This is a genomic window from Coleofasciculus sp. G1-WW12-02 (genome assembly GCF_040219735.1).
Lineage (GTDB): Bacteria > Cyanobacteriota > Cyanobacteriia > Cyanobacteriales > Coleofasciculaceae > Coleofasciculus.
Map to the genome: position 1 here is coordinate 14,655 of NZ_JAVJRX010000179.1, position 21,183 is coordinate 35,837.

The window sequence follows — 21,183 nt, forward strand, 5'->3', positions numbered from 1 at the left end:
ACTGAACAGTCCATCTGATTGGTCGGAGTCGGACAAGCCATTGTCCCCTAATTTTGTTGTTAAGCGAACTCGGCAGTTACAAGCGTTGAATGAGGAATTAGCTGATCAAATTCCAGAATGTCAAGATATGGAGTTAGCCCTCAAGAAGTATCGTAGTATGTTTGAGGGTGCCGTCGAGGGTATCTTTCAAACGACTCCAGACGGGCACTTTATCGACTGCAATCCAGCGTTGGCAAAGATTTATGGTTATGCATCGCCAGGGGAACTGTTGGAGGAGCTAACCGACATTGGACAACAACTTTACGTTAGTCCGAATCGGCGTCGGGACTTCATTGAGAAACTGCGATCGCACGATGCAGTCACGGAATTTGAATCCCAGGTGTATCGCAAAGATGGGCAGATCATCTGGATTTGTGAGAATGCTAGGGCGGTGCGCGATCGCGAAGGGACATTACTCTACTATGAAGGATTCGTCACAGATATCACCCAGCGCAAACTCGCCGAAGAATCCTTGCAGCGATCGCAAGCAAAATATAAAGCCCAAGCCGAACAACTTGAGGAGACATTAAATCAACTGCAACGCACGCAACAACAGCTCATCGAAAAAGAAAATCTTTCCACCTTAGGCAAATTGCTAGCTGGAGTTGCCCACGAAATTAATAATCCTGTTAATTTCTTATGTAACAATTTTCCCCATGCTCAACAATATACCAACGACTTATTAAAGTTACTCCAACTCTACAGCAAATATAACCCCCAACCTGCACCAGAAATTCAACAAGAAGCCGAACAAATTGATCTAGAGTTTCTGATCAAAGATTTTCCCAAAACCCTGTCATCTATGCAAATGGGGGCTGAACGTTTGCGCCAACTTGTTTATTCCCTCAAAACCTTATCTGGAGCAGACGAAGAGCAATCGATAGATATCCACCAAGGGCTAGATAGCACCCTAGTCATGCTCTACTATCGTTTGAAATCCAAAGGAAACAAACAAGAGATTCAAGTATTCAAGGATTATAGTAAACTGCCTTTAGTCACTTGTTATCCTGGTGGGTTAAATCAAGTCTTTATGAATGTGCTGTGCAATGCCATTGATGCCCTAAGAGACATGCGTTCTCAACCCCCTAATGAGGATAGTGAGCAAACGATAACGCCATCTATCTGGATTCGCACAGAATTAATTAATAATCAGCAATCGGGGGCGAATGCCGTTATTCGTATTATTGATAACGGACCGGGAATGGATGCAGAACTCCAACAGCGAATCTTTGAACCTTTTTTTACCACAAAACCACCCGGAAAAGGCACGGGTTTAGGATTATCAATTAGCCATCAAATTATTGTTGAAAAACATAGAGGAAAATTCACCTGTAATTCGTCACTGGGTCAAGGAACAGAGTTTGTGATCGAAATTCCGATTTAATTACTTGAAAAGTGCTGTATTACTAGATTGACACTCTAGCGGATGGGCAACTTGTTTCAGTTTCAGATAAAAGTCCGAATCATCCGGCAATGGTGTAAATTGATCAATGGGGTGTTGCTTAGCTTCGCGACGTGACCCATCCACTGGCTCAGGAAGACTGGTATGATCGGGAGAAGTTAGGTCTGGTGGTGTGCGATCGCACTCCCCCGTCAGTTCCATTTCCGTTTCAGTTTGGGCGGGTGTTTGCGGCAGGGCTTCAACGGATTCCGTTGCTGATTGAGTCACAACAAACTCCTCTGACTGTGCCACTTCAACCGTAGAACTTGACTCAAACCTATCCAGGAAACTCCCCATCAAGGACATCGATTCAGACGTCCTATCAACGGGGGCGTTCAAATCTTGCGGCAGTTTGCGACAAATCAACCGTTCAAACTCATGATTAAATCGATAGATAGGCTGTTCTCGTCGCCCCCAGACGGCTAAAATTTGCTCAACGGAAATCGCCTTATACCGTCCCTGATACAAAGCTTCAATGACCGCTAAACGAATCCATTGGGCGGGATACTCCTCCAACCAAAACTCAACTAATTCTGTCGCAGAATATCCCCTCAGTTCAAATCCATAGTGACTGAGTAACTCCACGGCATAAAAAATAGCTGAATCTATCTCATTGGTCATTGGTTATTGGTCATTGGACATTGGTTATTGGTTATTGGACATTGGTTATTGGTTATTGGTTATTGGACATTGGTTATTGGTTATTGGTTATTGGACATTGGTTATTGGTTATTGGACATTGGTTATTGGACATTGGTTATTGGACATTGGTTATTGGACATTGGTTATTGGACATTGGTTATTGGACATTGGTTATTGGACATTGGTTATTGGGCGAAGCATTCGCGTTGAAACTTGATTAAAAAACCGATATATCTGTGCGCGAATGCTTCGCCCCTACGATACTACGATACGAATCGAATGTATGTTCTCCTGCCTCCCTACCTCCCTGTGTCCCTGCGCTTCCTCATCCTCATGCTTGAACAATATACTGGGAATTGATAGCATTGACACGCCCTCGTTGCACCAATGCTTGATACAGAAACGCCGTGGCATCGGCGCGAGTGGCGGCTTGTTTTGGGTTTAACCAGGTGGGTTTAGGATAATTGACGATAATGCCGGCTTGAGTAGCCGCCGCTACAGCAAATTTGGCATAGATGGGAATATTATCTTGATCCTGATAAAATTCCAAGAGATTTTCCTCTGCCTCTGGTAAAGACAGCCCTTGGACTAAGGAGACAATCAATTCAACCCGCCGTAAACTTTGCTGGGGGTGAAAAGTTTGGTCGGGGAAGCCGGAGAGGAAGCCACCGCGATAGGCTTGAGTAATGACGGCTGACGCCCAGAAGTTCGTGGGAACGTCGATAAATTGAGTGGCGGGGCGGATGGGTGTGGGGTTAAAGACTTTGACCACTAACGCCGCATATTGCGCCCGATTTAATGGGGCATCCGGTTTAAAGCTACCATCAGCAAAGCCGCTAATCAAGTTTAATCCGGCGAGGGGGCGAATAAAATCAGCCGCCCAATGATTTTGAATATCACTAAATGAGGGAACATAACCCTCCGGGTTGACGATATAAGGGGATGTGATGGCTGAGGCTTTGCCAGTTGAGACTAACGCCTGGTAAATTAAGGCGGCGACTTCGGCGCGGCTAATCGCTTGCATGGGAACAAGTTCTTCAGGGCGGGGATAATTCACCACCAATTGCCGTTGTGTCGCCGTAGCAATGGCATCTGTAGCATAGCTGGGAATCTGGGCGCGATCGCGGTAAAACAAAAGTATGTTGCCATTCCCACCCCCTAATCCCAACCCATTCACCACAGATACCAGCGCCTGTATCCGCGTCAGATTTTCCTGGGGGCGAAACGTACCATCGGGGAATCCAGAGATAAATCCCATACTCGCCGCCTTGCGAATCGCCGCCGCCGCCCAAAAGTTATCCGCCACATCGCGAAATGATCCCGATGTCGCCCCAACCTGGCGGGGTAAGTTAAAGGTTTTGGCAAGAATCGCCGCATACTGGGCGCGGGTAATATTTGCTTCGGGCTTAAATGTGCCATCAGGAAAGCCACTAATTAACTCCCGTTTAACTAATTCCTGAATAAACATACTTGCCCAATGATTGCCCAAATCACTAAACTGAATGGGACCCAGGGCTGATGCGGGAACCTGTGCCGCACCAAAGGTAACCGCACCGGAAATACGGGCAGGATTTAACAAGTTGCCCACCGAAACCAAGGTTAAAGACGTACTATTTTGCAAATCAATTTTGCCATTATTTTGCAGAATATTCCCGGCTGGGTCTTGGCGATTCCCTAAATCCGGTTGGGCAGACCCATTGACAATTAGCCCCCCATCGGTATTATTTTCAATCCGATTCCGGCGCAAGACGGGTTGAGCTTGGCGAGATAGAACAATTCCTGCCTTATTATTAATTAAGGTATTATCGGCAATTAAGGGAGCCGCATTATCACTTAGGGCAATGCCATACCCCGTGCGTTGACAGCGATTGCGCCGCAGTTCCCCTTTGGCATTTCGCACCAGAAAGATACCACTAGAGGCATTTTCGCTTAATTCATTATCCATAATTACGGGTTTTGCCGTCCCTGTGACAAAAATCCCCTCACGACCGCAACGGGTTAGGGTAGTATTGGCGATAATCGGGGCGCTGGATTCAATCCAAATCCCAGTTCCCTTGGTGACTGGATTCGTCACCGTTACCCCGCGCAGTTCGGCTTGAGAGTCGGCTCTGACGGTAATGGATTGAGCGCCAAAACTGGGGCTATCATAATCACCACTCCCCACAATAGAGATATCCTTGCCTTTACTAGGTTCGTCGCCGATGACTCGGATTCCAGAGGGAATCACAATCGGGAATTGCTCACCGTTAGCCGCATTGTACATCCCCGCTGCCAAGGAAATCATGGTTCCAGCCGTGGCTTGTCTGATGGCGTGGGTTAAGGTGCGGTATGGAGCATCCACCGAGCCTGTATTCGCATCCTTCCCGGTGGCTGGGTTGACATAGAGAGTCGATTGAACCATTCGTTTAGAATTTCCGATATTAAAGTAACCTATTTCAGCTTAAGTGGTTGGACTGGAATAGATTTGTTTTGTCGTGAGGGAACTTTAGCCCTCTCCAGCTAGACTTTAAAGCACTCTTTATGCTTACTACAAAGCCCTATTTTACCTGTGTCACGCCAGTAGAAGCTAGGAGATTAAACAAATGAGTTTCGATAATTCATCGGTGACATAATTTATCAGTTCCATCTGTTACCCCATCCGCCGCCAATTTTTCCCAGCCACTTCCATCAGCGCCATCAGGGAGAATGGTCTAATCTATAGTGCAGGATTTGCAAATTATTACGGTAGAGAATAGTATTGGGATGATTAGAGCCTAACCGTTGTTCAGCAATGGCTAAGGCTTCTAGATAAAGAGGTTCTGCTTCCTCGTACCGTCCTTGAAAAAGGTAGAGTTCTGCTAAATTATTCAGGCTAGTCGCAACATCGGAATGATTGTCTCCCAGTCGGCGTTTTCTCAGTGCTAAAGCTTCTAGAAAAAGCGGTTCCGCTTCCTGGTAGCGTCCTTGAGATTTGTAGAGTCCTGCTAAATTATTTAGGCTAGTAACAACATAGGGATGATTGTCTCCCAGCAGACGTTTGTACAGTGCTAAAGCTTCTAGAAAAAGCGGTTCTGCTTCCTGGTAGCGTCCTTGAGATTTGTAGAGTCCTGCTAAATTATTCAGGCTTTGTGCGATATCTGGATGATTTTCTCCCAGCAGGCGTTTTCTCAGTGCTAAAGCCTCTAGATAAACAGGTTCAGCTTTTTCATAGCGTCCTTGAGAATTGTAGAGTAATGCTAAATTATTCAGGCTTTGTGCGATATCTGGATGATGGTCTCCCAGCAGGCGTTTTCTCAGTGCTAAAGCTTCTAGATAAACAGGTTCAGCTTTTTCATAGCGTCCTTGAGAATTGTAGAGTCCTGCTAAATTATTCAGGCTTTGTGCGATATCTGGATGATTTTCTCCCAGCAGGCGTTTTCTCAGTGCTAAAGCTTCTAGATAAACAGGTTCAGCTTTTTCATAGCGTCCTTGAGATTTGTAGAGTAATGCTAAATTATTCAGGCTAGTAGCAACATGGGGATGATGGTCTCCCAGCAGGCGTTTGAACAGTGCTAAAGCCTCTAGATAAACAGGTTCTGCTTTTTCATAGCGTCCTTGAGAATTGTAGAGTAATGCTAAATTATTCAGGCTAGTAGCAACATGGGGATGATTTTCTCCCAGCAGGCATTTTCTCAGTGCTAAAGCCTCTAGATAAACAGGTTCTGCTTTCTGGTAGCGTCCTTGAGAATAGTAGAGATAGGCTAAATTATTCAGGCTAGTGGCGACAGAGGGATGATTATCTCCCAGCAGGCGTTTTTTTAGTGCTAAAGCTTCTAGATAAAGAGGTTCTGCTTCCTGGTAGCGTCCTTGAGATTCGTAGACTACTGCTAAATTATTCAGGCTAGTAGCAACATCGGGATGATTTTCTCCCAAACGCTGGTGGGTGACAGATAGACAATCCTTACGCCAAGGTTCAGCTTGCTCATAGAGTCCTTGACCTTCGTAAAAACGACCCAACCCAACAAAAGACCAAATTAAATCATCATCCGTCAACCAATCTTGTTGACTCGTCGCCGCTTCTGCAAGATGAGGAATAACCGGATTTACCGCCTTAATCTCTGCTAGTGTCGGCGTCTCTGGAATTTTATCTGCCTCCCCTACCATCACCCGACAAAAATCCCGCTTCAACTTATCCGCTATCCCTGACGCTTCCCGCTTACTAATCAAAAATTCCCGAATCAGGGGATGTAATTGATACAAATCCTTCCCTTGACGCTGCACTAAATGCAGATACACCAACCCATAATCCCTAATTTCCTCCCACTCCTCATCAATCTCCGCCAAACACCCCTCCACCAATCGCCAGGGAATTGGCGTAGCTGCAAATAAACTTAACCCTATCCCCAATTCCTGCGCCGACTCATCCAAATCTTGCCAACTCAACTCAAACGCATCTCTTACCCCCAATTGCGCTGTCATATCATCCTCTGACTTCGGCTTTTTCAGCGCTAACTGTTCCAACCGTTTTGCCTGCAACCGAGATAACATTTCCTGTAAGCATAAATCCGGTTTTCGTCCCAAATATCGCCCCACCAACTCCAAACCCAAGGGCAAATATCCCAACCAGCGACAGAGTTTTCGCCCTTCCCAGGGTTCCTGTTGCAGCCGTTCTCGTCCAATCAGCGATTTCAACAACGCCAGTGCTGCTCTGGGTTTCAGCACATCCAGGGGTAACTGGCGAATCGACGCCCCCAAGTCTAACCGCGTCGTGATGAGCATCCTAAACCGAGAAGCATCCGAGGGCAAATACTGCCGCACTTGCTGAAAATCCGTGACATCATCAATAATAATCAGCACATGTCCCAGCGGTACCCAATTTCGCCAGCAGTACGCCACCTGAAGCGGAAACTTTAACCCCTCTGGAATCGATAAGGGTAAATAAGTTCTGGCAAATTGGACTATCTGAACCCCTAAATCCACACCTCGCCCATCCAACCAGCACACCCCACCCTCATACACCGATTCTGGCGGAATGTTTTCCCGATGGGAATAGCGCCTAGCATATTGCAGCGCCAATTCCGTTTTCCCCACACCTCCCATCCCCGCGACAGCAGAAATGGCAACCTGCTGATTATCTTGTAACTGGTGATGTAACGTATTTAATGCCTCTTCCCGTCCAAAAAATTGATCGTGGCGTACACCACTCCAAGGAAGATTGTGAGGCGGATTTACCGTTACCCGTTCCGCTACGGGCGACTGTAGTCAAAAGTGAACGCCACCGCTAAAATCCTTGAAAGTATTGCCAAAAACCGCTTTATCCACGACTTCTGCAACCTTACCAAATTCCTGTTTTGTCGTCGGTTGTTGCGCCTGAATTGCTGCTTCTAGGGCTTGCAGTTTTGCCAAAATTTCCCCATTGGCATTTTCCTGCGCCGCCGTCGCTACATCTTGCACCGCTTGCGCCACCTCTTGATCCTGCTGCGCGGCGGCTTCAAGTTCCAGTACCGCTTCTCCCCAATCTTCCGGTTGTTCCTCAACCCGCGCCAAGGCTGCATCGGCGTTAGGAAATCGCGCTTTGAGCAATGTTACCAACTTCCCACCCTGGGCTAATGCCTTTTCACCCAAAACCTCGCCCGTTTTCTCAAATGCTTTGGTAATCACCAGAGTTGCGATCGCAGCTGCCGATAGCGTCAGTGGTTCCATATTTTTATCCTAAGTCACCGCCATAGTTTTATTCTAAATCAGGGAGTCTCCCAGCAAGATCCCCGATTGGAGACGTCGGAAACCTGTCTGACTTTTCACGTTATGTGGCGCCTCTGTAGGGGCGGGTTTCACCACTATCTTTTCGGTTGCACCCAGATTTTACTAAACCCGCCCCGACGTTGCATGCAACGTCTCTACAACTTTTTGGTTGCACTCAGGTTTCTAGACTTCCAGTGAAAAGTTAGGGGAACCTGTAGGGGCGCACCGACGTGCGCCCGATTTAATCGTAAAATCTATCCATTTTCTTGTAGCCAGTTTGATAAGTCCTCTAAACTATTGAACCCTAAAACATCATTTCCTAGATGTTCGACTTGTTCAAACGATAAGTTTTGAATCTGGTTAAGAATTTCTGGAGCAATTAAGCCAAACTGCCGCTCCAGTAAACGTAATGTCCATCGGATTCCTTCCTCTCGACGCCCTCGCTCTAATCCTTGCTCTAATCCTTGCTCTAATCCTGGCTCCAAGCCTTGTTCTAATCCTCGCTCCAAGCCTTTGGCTAATCCATCCTGCTCTGCCTGAATAATAAATCCCCGTTGGTCTTCGAGAAACATTTCTTGTTTACGCAATTTTTCCAATTCCTCTACACTTAAATTCGCTTGATTCGCTATATTCATCGCTTTATCCAGTTCTGGAAGTTGACTAAATGTGGGTGGAATCACTTCCAAGCTGGGAGCTTCTTTAATAAAGTAAATCCATTTATCCGTTAAACTGTCTAATTCATCCAGAGTTTTAGTAAATTTGGGTAATTCCACAAAGATTAACTCGATTTCCGGATCAGGATAATCAAACAACTCCTGTGTTTCCTTTAAGCCAAAGCGTGTCAGGAACCGTTGAGTTTGGTTAAACATAGGGAAATCAGTAATAGTTAAGGCAATAGCGGGTTTAATATAAGAGTATCCTTCCCCATACTTGAGTTGATTCGCATAAGTTTTGGTCAGGTTATAAATGACGCGCTTCTCAAAGCACGCCACGTTGAGTACCTGCATTTTAATTAAGACTCTTGACCCATTATCTAGTAAGGCTTTGACATCTAGATAGCTATCTTTGAGATCAACGACATCTCTGGGATTATAAGGATCAATGATTTCTAAATCCTGAATTACAGGATTGGCGTCATAAATTAAGGCGTTTAAAAAGCTAATCAAGATATCTTTGCTGTCGTTTGACCCAAATATTTTCTTGAAAGCAAAGTCAGTTTTGGGGCTAATAAATCTCAGAGTCATAATTCTTCAACCATTTAATCAGGGTAAACATGATTATATCGTTTCCGTTGCACCCAAATGCAACTAAGCTGTCACGCATTTAAGTTGGGAATGGGTAGCGAGCAAGATGCTCGCACTACAAGAATTTTGTCATTATTGATATTAAACTTTAAATGGCAAACAGCTTAGGCTTAACCGCCGCGATTTGCAGTTCCTGGGTGATTCCAGAGGTAGCTTTAGCGATGTGCGATCGCGTGACATCTTTGCACTCTACTCCTAACCAGGATACCTCTCGAACATCTCCCGATCAATTGATTCCTGAAGACAGTAATACCGAGACTCAAGATGAAACCAATAGCACTCAGGATATCGATATAAAAATGCTCATCAACAATTCAGAATACCCTTAAAGGGCATAGCTAAAACTCCCAAAATCCGGCTCACCTCATTAATAAAATAGTCGCGTTTATCAATAAAAACCCTCTTATCGCTTAACTTGAGAAATTTCCAATCCGTTCCTGTAGTTACCGCCCCATAAATACTCTCCCTTGGCTCCTCGTTGCTTTGGTTAAACAGTTGAGCGGCAATCATTTCGGCAATACACTGTGCTAAACCTGACTTAATGCTTTCATTCTTGGCTTCCACCAGGGTGAGAACGGGAGTCCGAATTTCATAAGATTCTGGGGAAGCGGTCAGAATATAATCACAATATCCATTTAAGCCAGCGTCAGGAGCAACATTGAACTCTGACCCAGAGAAAAAGCCAATTTTAAACCCAAAGTGTCGCCGCACGTCCAAAAGCACAGGGGTAATAATTAACTCAAAGGATTCTCTAACTTGAGATAGAGTTTTGAAGTCACTATATGCCATACTAATCGTCCTTGGTCATTTGTTCTTTGTTAAGAAACCAGCGATGTTATTTGTCACCTAATCCGTTTTATCATTGATCATTCATAATTCAGATAGGGCAGGTTTAGTGACATCAGGGTCACCAAAAACATGAGTCGTGGAACCCGCCCCTACACCCTCAAAACACGTCTTCCTCTATGATGTATCCTAGCCTGAGTGCGGTTGCTCTACTGCCGAGTCCGATTACTGACCCCGTTGCTGTCTTCTTAACCATTTTGGCAATTATGTTAGTCGCGCCACTCTTGTTTGAACGGTTGCGACTTCCGGGTATTGTCGGCTTAATTCTAGCGGGTGTGATTGTCGGACCCAATGTTTTGGGTTTATTGGAACGGGATAGTACTATCGTCCTCTTGGGAACGGTGGGACTGTTGTTTTTAATGTTTATGGCGGGGTTGGAAACCAGTTTAGATGACTTGAAATATAATGCCGATAAAGCGGCAATTTTTGGTTTAGCCACGTTCTCTTTACCGATGATTCTGGGTACGGTGGCGATGTTACTTCTGGGATATAGTTGGCTGGCGTCGATTCTAGTCGCGTCCTGTTTTGCGACTCATACACTTTTGGCATTACCTATCCTAACTAAGTTGGGATTGATGCGGACACAAACCGTAACCACAACCTTGGGAGGAACACTAATTACTAATGTTTTGGGACTCTTAGTTTTGGCGGTGGTGGTGAAAGCCCATGGGGGAAATCTGACGCTAGGGTTCTGGTTGTTTCTGATTCCCGCCCTTACTATCTATACGGTGGCGACGTTATGGGGCGTGCCAAAACTGGGGCGCTGGTTCTTTCACCGATTTGGACATGATGAAGGGGCGGAGTTTATTTTTGTCCTGGCGACGTTGTTTGTCGTGTCATACACGGCGGGATTAATTGAGATTGAACCGATTATTGGCGCATTTTTAGCCGGAATCGCGATTACCCAAATTATTCCCCAATTGAGTCCGTTAATGAATCGGATTCAGTTTATTGGTAATACCTTATTTGTGCCATTCTTTTTGATTTCTGTGGGTATGTTAATTGACCCGTTAATCTTAGTCAAGCAGCCGAAATCAATTTTAGTGGCGTTGGTGATGATTGGCGCGGAAATGGCGAGTAAGTTTGGCGCGGCTTGGGGACCAGGGAAGCTGTTTGGGTTTCAGTTTCCGAGTATTATGGTCATGTTTGGTTTGTCTATGGCACAGGCGGCGTCTACTCTGGCGGCGATTACAGTAGCATACCAAATTAAACTGGTGGATCAGTTGACGGTAAATGGGATTATTGCCATGATTTTAGTCACCTGTGTGGCGTCTCCTTGGATTACCGAACGCTGGGGAAAACAGGTGAAACCCCACGGACAACAGGAGCAGGAAAATGCTCCAAAAACGCCATCTTTGGCAAGGCGGGTGTTAGTTCCGGTGGCGAATCCGAAGACGGAAGATAATTTATTACAATTGGCGTTAATTTTGGCGAAAACGGCGCAGGGAACGTTACTTCCGCTGCATGTTTTATCTGATAAAACGGGACCCATTTCCCCAGAGGCGAAGATGCTGCAAAGCCAACTTTTAGCGGCGGCTGAACGAATTGCCCATGGGGCTGTAACTAAGGTGGAACCGATTGGGCGGGTGGATGATACGATTGACCGAGGGATTACTCGCACGGCGGCGGAACGGGATGCGACGTTGATTATTTGTGGCTGGAAGGGGTTTTCTACGACTCGTGAGAGCTTTTTTGGCAGTGTGATTGATAATGTTATCTGGCGCTCTCAGGTTCCGGTATTAATTGCCCGATTTTCCCAGCCGATTGAGAATACTGCACGAGTGGTGTTGGCGGCGACGGATCAGGAGACGGTATCGGTGACGTTTAAACCGACGGTGATGTTGGCGCAAACCTTAGCGGCGGCGTTGAAAGCGACGTTTCGATTGGTGATTGTGGTGACGGGAGTGGGTGAGTTTGACTGTCAGCCGCAAGAGTGGGGGTTGGCAAGTACGAGTGGGTTGGTACAGGTGCGGGGGAATTTTGTGCAGAATGTGTCGCGGATGGTGCAACGTCATGATTTATTGATTTTGACGGCAAGTACCCATCCCAGTTACCTTTTGGCGATTCCTACATTGGGAGGAGAACCGGAGGCGATCGCACGAACACAGCAAGACACTTCTATCATTGTCGTACATTTTCCCACGATTAGCTGAAGGAGAAGGTTTTGATTGTGTAGGGGCGGGTTTGACGACTATTTTATGGGCGCACGCCATGCGCCCCTACGCCCATTAAACTCCTGTTATAGTCGAGGAATGTAGAGATGCGACGGGTATACCTGGAGGATAGGATGAATCACTTTTCCAGTTTGATGTCTTTTTTACGCGATCGCAAGACATTTCTGACCGAGGTTGAGAAGAAAATCGGACTCGATAGTAAAATTGTTTCATTATTAGTGTGTAGCGCTTCGTTTATCGCGTTGTACGGCTTGGTGATTGGGGCGTCGAGTCATTGGCTGCAGGCGATTAGTTCAGCGATTAAGTTACCCGGTCTTTATTTAATCACACTGCTGGTTTGTCTGCCCAGTTTATATATTTTCGAGGTGGTGACGGGTTCACAGCGCAATTTTCGCCAATATTTAGTGTTGCTCTTAGCCACCACGTCAGTGATCAGTGTCATGCTTTTGGCATTTGTTCCTGTGGTCTTATTTTTCCTGCTCTCGGTGAATGATTACGAGTTTTTCAAGTTACTCAATGTGGTCATTTTTGCCTTAACTGGCGTGATCGGTATTCAGTTTTTCTACCAAAGCATGAAATTGCTGCATTCTCATTCTCAAGATACGGATAAATCCCGTAATCTTAAGGTTGTCCAAGCTTGGTTATTTCTCTACGGTTTTGTTGGCAGTCAGTTGGGTTGGTCACTGCGACCCTTTTTTGGCACGCCGGGAAAAGACTTTGCGCTGTTTCGTCCTTTAGAGAGTAATTTCTATGTGCATATTTGGAAAACTCTGACTCACGCTTTAGGCTTAAGTTAAGCAGAAAAAATCAATGACTTCGGGAGATAATTTTATGCTGAATAATTTAGCCGAATTGCCGATTACTCCAACCGAATTAGAGCAAAGCGCCGGGTTAGATCTGAGTGCGGGGCTAGCCACAACGGTTTACCGGGGCTTATTTTGGCGTAACTCCCAACACCTGCGATCGCTGCTGTTTATTGAGGTCTTTAGTTTGGGTCTAATTCTGATTTTTGTTATGCCTGTGGGGTTTCTGGCGGTGAAGCGATCGGGGAATTTGCCGAGTGATGGGGCGGACATTGCCAACGTCTTTCTCTTGTTTTTTTTTGGGTCAGTTTTGATTTTAGTATTAGCGAATATTTGGCTGGTGAATCAGGCAAAACATTGGAAGTCTGTAGCTAAGTTGCTACGCCAAGTGGATAAGTACAATCGTGTGGTTAAATCCCTAGCCATGCTGAATCAACTGAGTCGCACGGAAAAAAACTGTCAAGGGGATAATTCCTTAGAAGCGGAAAAGGTGTTGCGGACGTTACGAATGACTAAAAATAGTTTGCTGCAAGCGATGAAAATAGAAATTATTCGCACGAAACAAGGGGGAATGGCACGACCGGATGAATTGATGGTTACACTAGAGAATAATTTAACCAGTTTGGTTGCGGGAGAACTTGATCCGCCAACGGATCAGTATGGTTATTTGCTCGATGAAGCCCTGCAAATTGCGATTAGTGTGGAGCAACAAATGCGAGATTTGTAATCTTATACCAAGAGTAATTAACCACCAGACGGAAAATCGCCATGACTATCAACATCCCTCGCCTAATCCAAGGAACTGGGAGTGCGATCGCGCTAGTAACCCTCACCAGTTGTGCATTTACCCCGCCCCCATCTAATACCACTACCGTTCCCCAAACCCCACCCGACTCGGTGGATTCAGCCTCATCCCAGGATGCGACAGATCCCGTCGCTACACCTCAAGGCTTCCAGAAAACTACCCTTGTTGAAGGATTAGATCATCCCTGGGGAATGGCATGGCTACCCGATGGTGCCATACTGATTACTGAGCGATCAGGACAACTGCGAATTGTCCGCGATGGGGTACTCGATCCCACACCCATCCCTGGAGTACCAGAAGTATTTGCAGTGCAGCAGGGTGGATTAATGGATATCTCCCTTCATCCCCGCTTCTCGGAGAATTCATTAGTCTATCTCACCTATTCCCACGGTACGCGCCAAGCCAATCATACACGAGTTGCCCGTGCCAAATTGGAGGGTAACGCCCTCCAGGATTTAGAGGTAATTTTCCAGGTATCTCAACTGAAATCAGGGGGACAGCATTTCGGTTCCCGCATTGTATGGCTACCTGACGATACCATGTTAGTCGCGATCGGTGATGGGGGAAATCCACCAGTTCAACTCGATGGTGATTTAATCCGTAAACAGGCGCAGAACCGCCGCAGTCATTTAGGTAAAATTATCCGCCTCAACGACGATGGTACAATACCCAATGACAATCCCTTCGTCGAATCCCCAGAAGCTGATCCAGCCATCTGGAGTTATGGACATCGCAATATCCAGGGACTCGCATTCGATTCCCAAACTAATCGGATTTGGTCTAGTGAACATGGCGCCAGAGGTGGCGATGAACTGAATCTGGTGGAAGCGGGTCAAAACTATGGTTGGCCCCTCGTCACCCATAGCCGCGAATATTCTGGGGGAATTATTTCTGATCAGCAGTCTCGTCCGGGTCTGGTCGATTCCAAATTCGTCTGGACTCCTGCGATCGCACCATCGGGTCTAGTAATCTATGATAGCGATCGCGTCCCCCAGTGGCAAGGCGATTTATTTGCAGGGGGGCTAGTTTCGCGGGATGTCCGCCATATTGAACTCGATGAATCCGGTAATGTCGTGAATGAGACATCCATCGATATCGGTCAACGGGTGCGGGATGTGCGCCAAAGTCCGGATGGACTATTATACATTCTCACCGATGAAGCCAATGGACAACTGATCCGCATCGAACCCCAGCAACCGTAGGGGTTTGGTTACCAAACCCCTGTTACCAAACCCCTCAGTCGGGGCGGGTGCGAGTTACATCTGGATGCAACCGAAACGATAATCGTGAAACCCGCCCCTACACAATCAAAACTTCTATGCTAGAGATGAGTTGAATCAGCTTTCGGATGCAGCACCTAGCATGGATAGCAACCCCGCCCAACCTCGACAATTTCGCCGGATCACAATTTCCCGTCAACAAAAACGCCAGTTAATCCTGGCAATTCCCGTCACCTGTCTAGTCACCTCACTCGCCACATTTAGCTGGTTGCAATTCCAAACCGCCCAAGCCGACACTCGATTGCGACAGACTCAACAGGTGCGTCTGGAAACTCAACGCTTACACTCCGATTTACTCGAAGCCGACACCGCCGTGCGAGGGTATGAAATTACCCGCCGTCAAGACTTTCTCACTCGCTATGAATCCGCGATCGCACAAATTCCCGTCACTCTGGATCAATTGCGTCAACTCGTCGCCCAGGAACATTCCCAAACCCATCGCCTGCAAACCATTCGCGCATTAGCCACGGCTAGAGTCACCTTACTCCAACGCAATCTCCGACTCGTGAATTCCCAACCTGAAACCGCCACAGAATCCCCAGAATTTATGGCTCAACTGCTAGAGGGGAAGCAAGTCATGGATCAGGTTACCGATGAAATCCAGCAGTTTCTGGCAATCGAACAACAACAACAGACTCAACTCAACCAACAATTAGAACAACAGCGACAGTTTACTGGCTTTGTCTTGGCACTTGTAGCTGTTATCGGTATCGGTGGTTCCAGTATCGCCGCCTACCTATCCTACCGTTTAGAACAACATTTACAAAAGAGCGATCGCCGTTGGCGGGAGAGTGAAGCCCGCTATCGGGCAGTCGTTGAAAACTTCCCCAATGGGGCGGTACTTCTATTTAATCATGAATTACGCTATCTATTAGCAGATGGGAGGGGTTTAGCCCGTGTCAGTTTATCCAAAACCCAATTAGAAGGGAAAACGATTTGGGAATGCTTTCCCCCCCAAACCTCTACCCAGCTAGAACCCATCTATCGCCAAGTCTTAGCGGGCGAAACTGTTACCCGTGAGATTCCCTTTCATAATCGTATTTTCTCAGTTCATGCCCTACCCGTAAAAAACCAGACCTGTGAAATCATCGCAGGTATGGTTGTGACTCAGGATATCACAGAGCGTAAGCGTTCCGAACAAGAACTCTATAGCGCCAATCGCGCCCTGCGAACCCTTTCTGAATGTAACCAAGCTTTAGTCTTGGCTACCGATGAAACCACCCTGCTGCACAATATCTGTCAAATTATTGTGGAATTCGGTGGCTATCGTTGTGTATGGATTGGTTTTGCTCAACCCGATGACGCCAAAACCGTGCATCCAGTTGCCCAAGCTGGGTATGAAGATAACTATATTGAAACCTTACAGATTAGTTGGGGGGATAATCAACGAGGTACCGGACCCACAGGGACAGCAATTCGCACCCAAGAACCCAGAATTATCCAAAATATTCTCACTGATCCAAGTTATCAGCTTTGGCGAGATGGGGCAATAAAACAAGGTTACGCCGCATCTATTGCCTTACCCTTAATTGTAGAAGGAACCTGTCTGGGGGCGTTGAATATCTATGCCAGTGAAGCCAATGCTTTTAATCAAGCTGAAGTAAAATTACTGACAGAATTGGCAAATGACTTAGCTTATGGTATCTCGGCATTGCGGACGCAAGTGGCATTGCGCCAAAATAAACAACGCTTAGATAGTATTCTCAATGCCCTTGATGATGTAGTTTGGTCAGTCTGTGCGACTACCCATAAGGTGCTGTACCTGAATCCAGCGACGGAAAGGGTTTATGGATGCCCAGTACAAGACTTTTTTGATCATCCCAACCTGTGGCTAGAGGTGGTTCATCCTGATGATTATGCCCAAGTCAGTACCTTTCGTCAACAGTTATTGGCACAGGGTACATACAGCCTAGAATATCGGATTCAGCGACCCGATGGAGAAATTCGCTGGTTTTACGATCGGGGGCGGGTGACTTACGATGAGGGTGGCTATCCCCTGCGACTTGATGGCATTGCTTCTGATATTACTGATCGCAAACAAGCCGAGGCTGCCTTGGGTGTTAGTGAGGAACGTTGGCATTTAGCCCTGCGGGGGAATAATGATGGCATCTGGGATTGGAATGTGAAAACGAATGAAGTGTTCTTATCGCCCCGTTGGAAAGAAATGTTGGGCTATGAGGATGATGAAATTGCCAATCATCTGGATGAATGGTCGAAACGAGTCCATCCTGATCACCTAGAGTGGGTGATGGGGGTGATTCAAGACCATTTTGATCAGAAGACTCCCTATTATAGTAGTGAGCATCGCCTCTTGTGTAAAGATGGCTCCTATAAATGGATTCTTGATCGCGGACAAGCCCTGTGGGATGAGTCGGGTAATGTGGTGCGGATGGTAGGTTCACACACCGATATTAGCGATCGCAAAGCGGCAGAAGCGGCATTACAATATCAATTAGACTTTGATCAACTCGTTGCCACTATTTCCACTCGCTTCATTAATCTGGCATCTGCCGATATTCAAGCCGGAATCACCCAGGCTTTAGCCGAAATTGGCGCTCTCACCCAAGTGGATACCAGTTATATTTTTCAGATGAGTCAGGATGGGCAGACGGCAAGGATGACTCATGAATGGGTGACACCCGGAATCAACCGTCAAATTCATGCCTGCCCAGAGGTTTCTATCTCAACCTTTCCTTGGGAATTTGCTCAACTGCAACGGGGTGAGGTGGTTTATATTCCCAGTATTAATCATCTACCTGATCAAGCTACCCTAGATCGCCACTATTGGCAAGCCTCTCATCGATGGTCTCATATCGCGGTTCCCCTAATCTATCAAGGGATGATCATGGGTTGGGTAGGATTTGATGCATTTCGCCAGGAAAAAATTTGGTCAGATAGCAGTATTCATCTGCTGAGAATCGTGGGTGAAATTTTAACCAATGCATGGCAACGACAAAAAGCCGAAGCCGCCCTGGGAGAGAGTGAAGCCCGTTTTCGTGCCATGTTTGAGAATAGTAAGGCAATTAAACTCTTAATCGATGCCGAAACCGGTGCAATTACTGATGCGAATTTGGCGGCGGTAGATTTTTATGGCTATGCGCGATCGCAACTGCTCACCAAGAAGATTACGGATTTAAACTGTCTACCACCGACTCAAGTTAAGGCGGAGATGAGACGGGCAAAATTAGAAGAACGCACCTATTTTGTCTTTCCTCACCGTCTGGCGTCGGGAGAGATGCGCGAGGTGGAAGTGTATTCGAGTCCGATTGAAATCCAAGGACGGATTTTTCTGGTTTCTATTATTCATGATATTACGGAAAGAAAACAAGCTGAACGGGCATTACAGGATAGTGAGGAACGCTTCCGCGCTATCTTTGAACAAGCCTCTGTCGGGATTGCTGTTGCTAAGCCTTCGGGAGAACTCTTGCGGGTGAATCAACGTTATTGTGACATTACTGGCTATCCTGAATTGGAATTAGTGGGGCGGCTGGTGCAAGATATTACTCACCCGGATGATCGGGAACAAAATAGTGAATATTTACAGCAGTTGATGGCGGGAGAAACTTATAACTACTCTCTGGAAAAACGCTATATCCGTAAAGATGGCAACTGGCGATGGGTTTATATTTCCATCTCGCGGGTGCGGGATTCAGAAAAGGATCAAAACTATGCCCTAGCGGTTGTGGAAGATATTAGCGATCGCAAAGAGACAGAAGCCGCCCTGCGGGAGAGTGAGGCTAAGTTCCGGGCGTTCTTAGAATCCGCTTCTGAAGCAATCATTGTCACCAACGCCCAGGGAGAAATGATTGTCTTTAATGCCAAAGCAGAAGAGTTATTTGGCTATAATCGCACCGAGGTATTTGGGCGAAAAATTGAATATGTAATGCCTCAACGCTATCACTTCATCCATCGTGAACATCGGGATAATTATCTCGCCCATCCGAGTAAACGATCTATGGGCAAATCTAATGATTTATATGCCAAACATCGGGATGGGAGTGAGTTTCCCATTGAAGTTGGGCTGAGTACGATTCAAACCCAAAATGGCACATTTGTGATTGTTTTTCTCACCGATATTACCGAACGTCAGCAGGCTGAGAATGAGATTAAACGTCTCAACCAGAAGTTAGAATGTCAGATTCGGGAAACCGAGACGCGATATGCCCAAATTGTGGAACTCGCAGAGGAAGGAATCTGGGTGATTGATGCCCAAGGAAATACTACCTACATCAATCAGGCAATGGCACGGATGCTGGGGTATACCGAAGTGGAAATGTTAGGACATGCGATCGCGGATTTTATCACGCCAGGGGATAACTATTTTGCCCCGTCGTTTCCTATCCAGCTCAATCAAAACCAAGTTCATCGACAAGAGGTGCAATTGTGCACGAAAGCCGGAAACAAGATCTGGGCGTATATGTCCACAAGTCCCGTCTTGGATGACCAAGGGAAACTATTATGGTCTTGTGCCTTAGTGTATGATATCACTGAACGCAAACAGGCAGAAAAACAGTTACGTGAAAGTAATGAGCGGATTAGTTTAGCCAATGCTGAATTAGCCCGGGCTACCCGTTTAAAAGATGAGTTTCTGGCAAGTATGAGTCATGAGTTGCGAACACCTCTGAATGCGATTCTGGGTTTAGCCGAAGCCCTACAGGAAGAAGTCTATGGGGAGTTAACCGCCAAGCAGCGAAAATCCCTGGTGACAATTGAACAAAGTGGCAAGCATTTGTTAGACTTAATTAATGATATTCTGGATCTTTCTAAAATTGAGTCCGGCAAAATGTCCTTCTCGCTTACTCCGGTTTCTGTAGACTATCTTTGTACATCGAGTTTAACCTTTATTAAACAGCAGGCGCAGCAGAAAAATATTAAACTCCATTACCAAATTGCATCGGTAGTCAGCGAGATTGAAGTGGATGAACGACGCCTGCGCCAAGTGTTAGTGAATTTATTAAGTAATGGGGTAAAATTTACACCAGACGGTGGCGAGGTGTCGTTACAGGTTACCGCAGATCCGGACAATGAACAGTTGCAGTTTAGTGTTACCGATACGGGGATTGGTATTTCCCCAGAAAACCTGAATAAACTGTTTAAACCCTTTGTGCAATTAGATAGTAGTCTCTCACGTCGCTATGCTGGTACAGGGTTAGGGTTAGCATTGGTGCGGCGAATTGTGGAATTACAAGGAGGAAGTATTGCTTTAGAAAGTGAGGTGGGTAAGGGAAGTTGCTTTACGGTGACACTTCCCTGGAAACATACCAAGTTGAAAGGACAAACCCTGAGGGAGGCTAAACTGGTGTCTAAAGAATTGCCTCCGATTCACAACGCCTTAGTCGTGGAAGACTCGGATGCTTCAGCGAACCATATTGCCCGTTATCTGAGAGAATTAGGAGTAACGGTTTTGATCCATCCTCAGGGTGAAGGTACGATTGATGCCGTGCATAAGTTTAAGCCGGATGTGATTATCTTAGACATTTTACTGCCGGATATTTCCGGTTGGGAGGTGTTGCTTCAGTTAAAAGGAAATCCGGCTACGGCATCAATCCCGGTGGTGGTGGTTTCCGTTGTAGATGATCCGACTAAAGCTTTAGAATTAGGGGCGTCTGACTATCTGCTTAAACCCGTTTCTCGTCCCCAGTTACAGTCTGTTTTGAGTCAGTTGTTTGCCCCAACATATCAGAGTGATTATCCACCAGTGGCACAACAGTTACCGTTAATTCTATTAGCAGAAGATAATGAAGCAAATATTTTGACAATGACGGATTATTTGCACAGTAAAGGCTTTCGCGTGATTTTAGCGCGAAACGGTATCGAAGCGGTTCAACAAGCTAAACAGCATACACCCGATTTAATTTTAATGGATATTCAAATGCCAGAAATGGATGGATTAGAAGCAACATGCCAGATTCGGGCGGACATGAATTTGCCTCGGATGCCAATTATTGCTGTCACCGCTTTGGCAATGCCTGGGGATCGGGAAAAATGCTTGGCTTCAGGGATAACGGATTACATGACGAAGCCGATTAGCTTGAAGAATTTGGTGACGCTAATTGAACAATATCTTGATCGGGAGTAAAAGGGTAAGTGGGTGGGAAATAATTAAAGTTAAGGGATTTTATCGTCATTCGTCTATATGTAAGGGTTTG

General features: G+C 46.2%; 13 protein-coding genes and 1 pseudogene. 8 read left to right on the forward strand and 6 right to left on the reverse strand.

Annotated elements, in window-relative coordinates; all coding sequences use genetic code 11:
* Window positions 1–40: 40 nt before the first annotated feature.
* Window positions 41–1,423 carry a sensor histidine kinase gene (locus RID09_RS28035; RefSeq protein WP_446339197.1) on the forward strand — a complete coding sequence of 461 codons (1,383 nt, stop codon included), beginning with the start codon at window positions 41–43 and terminating at the stop codon, window positions 1,421–1,423.
* On the opposite strand, the gene RID09_RS28040 is transcribed toward RID09_RS28035, so the two are convergent.
* Window positions 1,424–2,101, reverse strand: coding sequence for a hypothetical protein (locus RID09_RS28040; RefSeq protein ID WP_446339198.1), 678 nt, complete (start codon window positions 2,099–2,101; stop codon window positions 1,424–1,426).
* Between RID09_RS28040 and RID09_RS28045 the strand changes: the two genes are divergently transcribed.
* The gene (locus RID09_RS28045; protein ID WP_446339199.1) at window positions 2,101–2,343 is read left to right on the forward strand and encodes a hypothetical protein; all 243 of its coding nucleotides are present in this window, start codon (window positions 2,101–2,103) and stop codon (window positions 2,341–2,343) included. The genes RID09_RS28040 and RID09_RS28045 overlap by 1 nt on opposite strands.
* Window positions 2,344–2,453: 110 nt before the next feature.
* Here RID09_RS28045 and RID09_RS28050 read toward each other — a convergent pair whose 3' ends face one another.
* From RID09_RS28050 to RID09_RS28065, 4 genes and pseudogenes are all read right to left on the reverse strand, one after another.
* A complete protein-coding gene (locus RID09_RS28050) occupies window positions 2,454–4,523 on the reverse strand; it encodes an S-layer homology domain-containing protein (RefSeq protein WP_446339200.1) in 2,070 nt (689 codons plus the stop codon).
* A gap of 275 nt (window positions 4,524–4,798) precedes the next feature.
* Window positions 4,799–7,258: pseudogene (locus RID09_RS28055) on the reverse strand (tetratricopeptide repeat protein); the annotation flags it as partial.
* 84 nt (window positions 7,259–7,342) lie between these two features.
* Entirely contained in the window at window positions 7,343–7,783 is a 441-nt protein-coding gene (locus RID09_RS28060; protein ID WP_446339201.1) for a hypothetical protein, read from the reverse strand.
* Between the two features lie 293 nt (window positions 7,784–8,076).
* The gene (locus RID09_RS28065) at window positions 8,077–9,060 is read right to left on the reverse strand and encodes an Rpn family recombination-promoting nuclease/putative transposase (RefSeq protein ID WP_446339253.1); all 984 of its coding nucleotides are present in this window, start codon (window positions 9,058–9,060) and stop codon (window positions 8,077–8,079) included.
* A 158-nt stretch (window positions 9,061–9,218) separates the two neighbouring features.
* Between RID09_RS28065 and RID09_RS28070 the strand changes: the two genes are divergently transcribed.
* The gene (locus RID09_RS28070; RefSeq protein ID WP_446339202.1) at window positions 9,219–9,455 is read left to right on the forward strand and encodes a hypothetical protein; all 237 of its coding nucleotides are present in this window, start codon (window positions 9,219–9,221) and stop codon (window positions 9,453–9,455) included.
* On the opposite strand, the gene RID09_RS28075 is transcribed toward RID09_RS28070, so the two are convergent.
* Window positions 9,433–9,915 (reverse strand): hypothetical protein, encoded by a 483-nt coding sequence (locus RID09_RS28075; protein WP_446339203.1) that lies wholly within the window; start codon window positions 9,913–9,915, stop codon window positions 9,433–9,435. The two genes, RID09_RS28070 and RID09_RS28075, sit on opposite strands and share 23 nt — an antisense overlap.
* A gap of 176 nt (window positions 9,916–10,091) precedes the next feature.
* Here RID09_RS28075 and RID09_RS28080 point away from each other — a divergent pair, with 176 nt between their 5' ends.
* From RID09_RS28080 to RID09_RS28100, 5 genes are all read left to right on the forward strand, one after another.
* Entirely contained in the window at window positions 10,092–12,125 is a 2,034-nt protein-coding gene (locus tag RID09_RS28080) for a cation:proton antiporter domain-containing protein (RefSeq protein WP_446339204.1), read from the forward strand.
* Between the two features lie 107 nt (window positions 12,126–12,232).
* On the forward strand, window positions 12,233–12,943 hold the full coding sequence (locus RID09_RS28085; RefSeq protein ID WP_446339205.1) for an actin-binding WH2 domain-containing protein: 711 nt from the start codon (window positions 12,233–12,235) through the stop codon (window positions 12,941–12,943).
* Window positions 12,944–12,977: 34 nt separating this feature from the next.
* Entirely contained in the window at window positions 12,978–13,676 is a 699-nt protein-coding gene (locus RID09_RS28090; protein ID WP_446339206.1) for a hypothetical protein, read from the forward strand.
* 41 nt (window positions 13,677–13,717) lie between these two features.
* Window positions 13,718–14,956 carry a PQQ-dependent sugar dehydrogenase gene (locus RID09_RS28095; RefSeq protein WP_446339207.1) on the forward strand — a complete coding sequence of 413 codons (1,239 nt, stop codon included), beginning with the start codon at window positions 13,718–13,720 and terminating at the stop codon, window positions 14,954–14,956.
* Between the two features lie 160 nt (window positions 14,957–15,116).
* The gene (locus tag RID09_RS28100; protein WP_446339208.1) at window positions 15,117–21,113 is read left to right on the forward strand and encodes a PAS domain S-box protein; all 5,997 of its coding nucleotides are present in this window, start codon (window positions 15,117–15,119) and stop codon (window positions 21,111–21,113) included.
* Window positions 21,114–21,183 lie beyond the last annotated feature (70 nt).

Bases quoted from the DNA above. Each gene is read 5' to 3' on its own strand.
- RID09_RS28040 (WP_446339198.1), bottom strand. From the start codon at position 2,101: ATGACCAATGAGATAGATTCAGCTATTTTTTATGCCGTGGAGTTACTC.
- RID09_RS28050 (WP_446339200.1), bottom strand. From the start codon at position 4,523: ATGGTTCAATCGACTCTCTATGTCAACCCAGCCACCGGGAAGGATGCG.
- RID09_RS28060 (WP_446339201.1), bottom strand. From the start codon at position 7,783: ATGGAACCACTGACGCTATCGGCAGCTGCGATCGCAACTCTGGTGATT.
- RID09_RS28070 (WP_446339202.1), top strand. From the start codon at position 9,219: ATGGCAAACAGCTTAGGCTTAACCGCCGCGATTTGCAGTTCCTGGGTG.
- RID09_RS28075 (WP_446339203.1), bottom strand. From the start codon at position 9,915: ATGGCATATAGTGACTTCAAAACTCTATCTCAAGTTAGAGAATCCTTT.
- RID09_RS28080 (WP_446339204.1), top strand. From the start codon at position 10,092: ATGATGTATCCTAGCCTGAGTGCGGTTGCTCTACTGCCGAGTCCGATT.
- RID09_RS28085 (WP_446339205.1), top strand. From the start codon at position 12,233: ATGCGACGGGTATACCTGGAGGATAGGATGAATCACTTTTCCAGTTTG.
- RID09_RS28090 (WP_446339206.1), top strand. From the start codon at position 12,978: ATGCTGAATAATTTAGCCGAATTGCCGATTACTCCAACCGAATTAGAG.
- RID09_RS28095 (WP_446339207.1), top strand. From the start codon at position 13,718: ATGACTATCAACATCCCTCGCCTAATCCAAGGAACTGGGAGTGCGATC.
- RID09_RS28100 (WP_446339208.1), top strand. From the start codon at position 15,117: ATGGATAGCAACCCCGCCCAACCTCGACAATTTCGCCGGATCACAATT.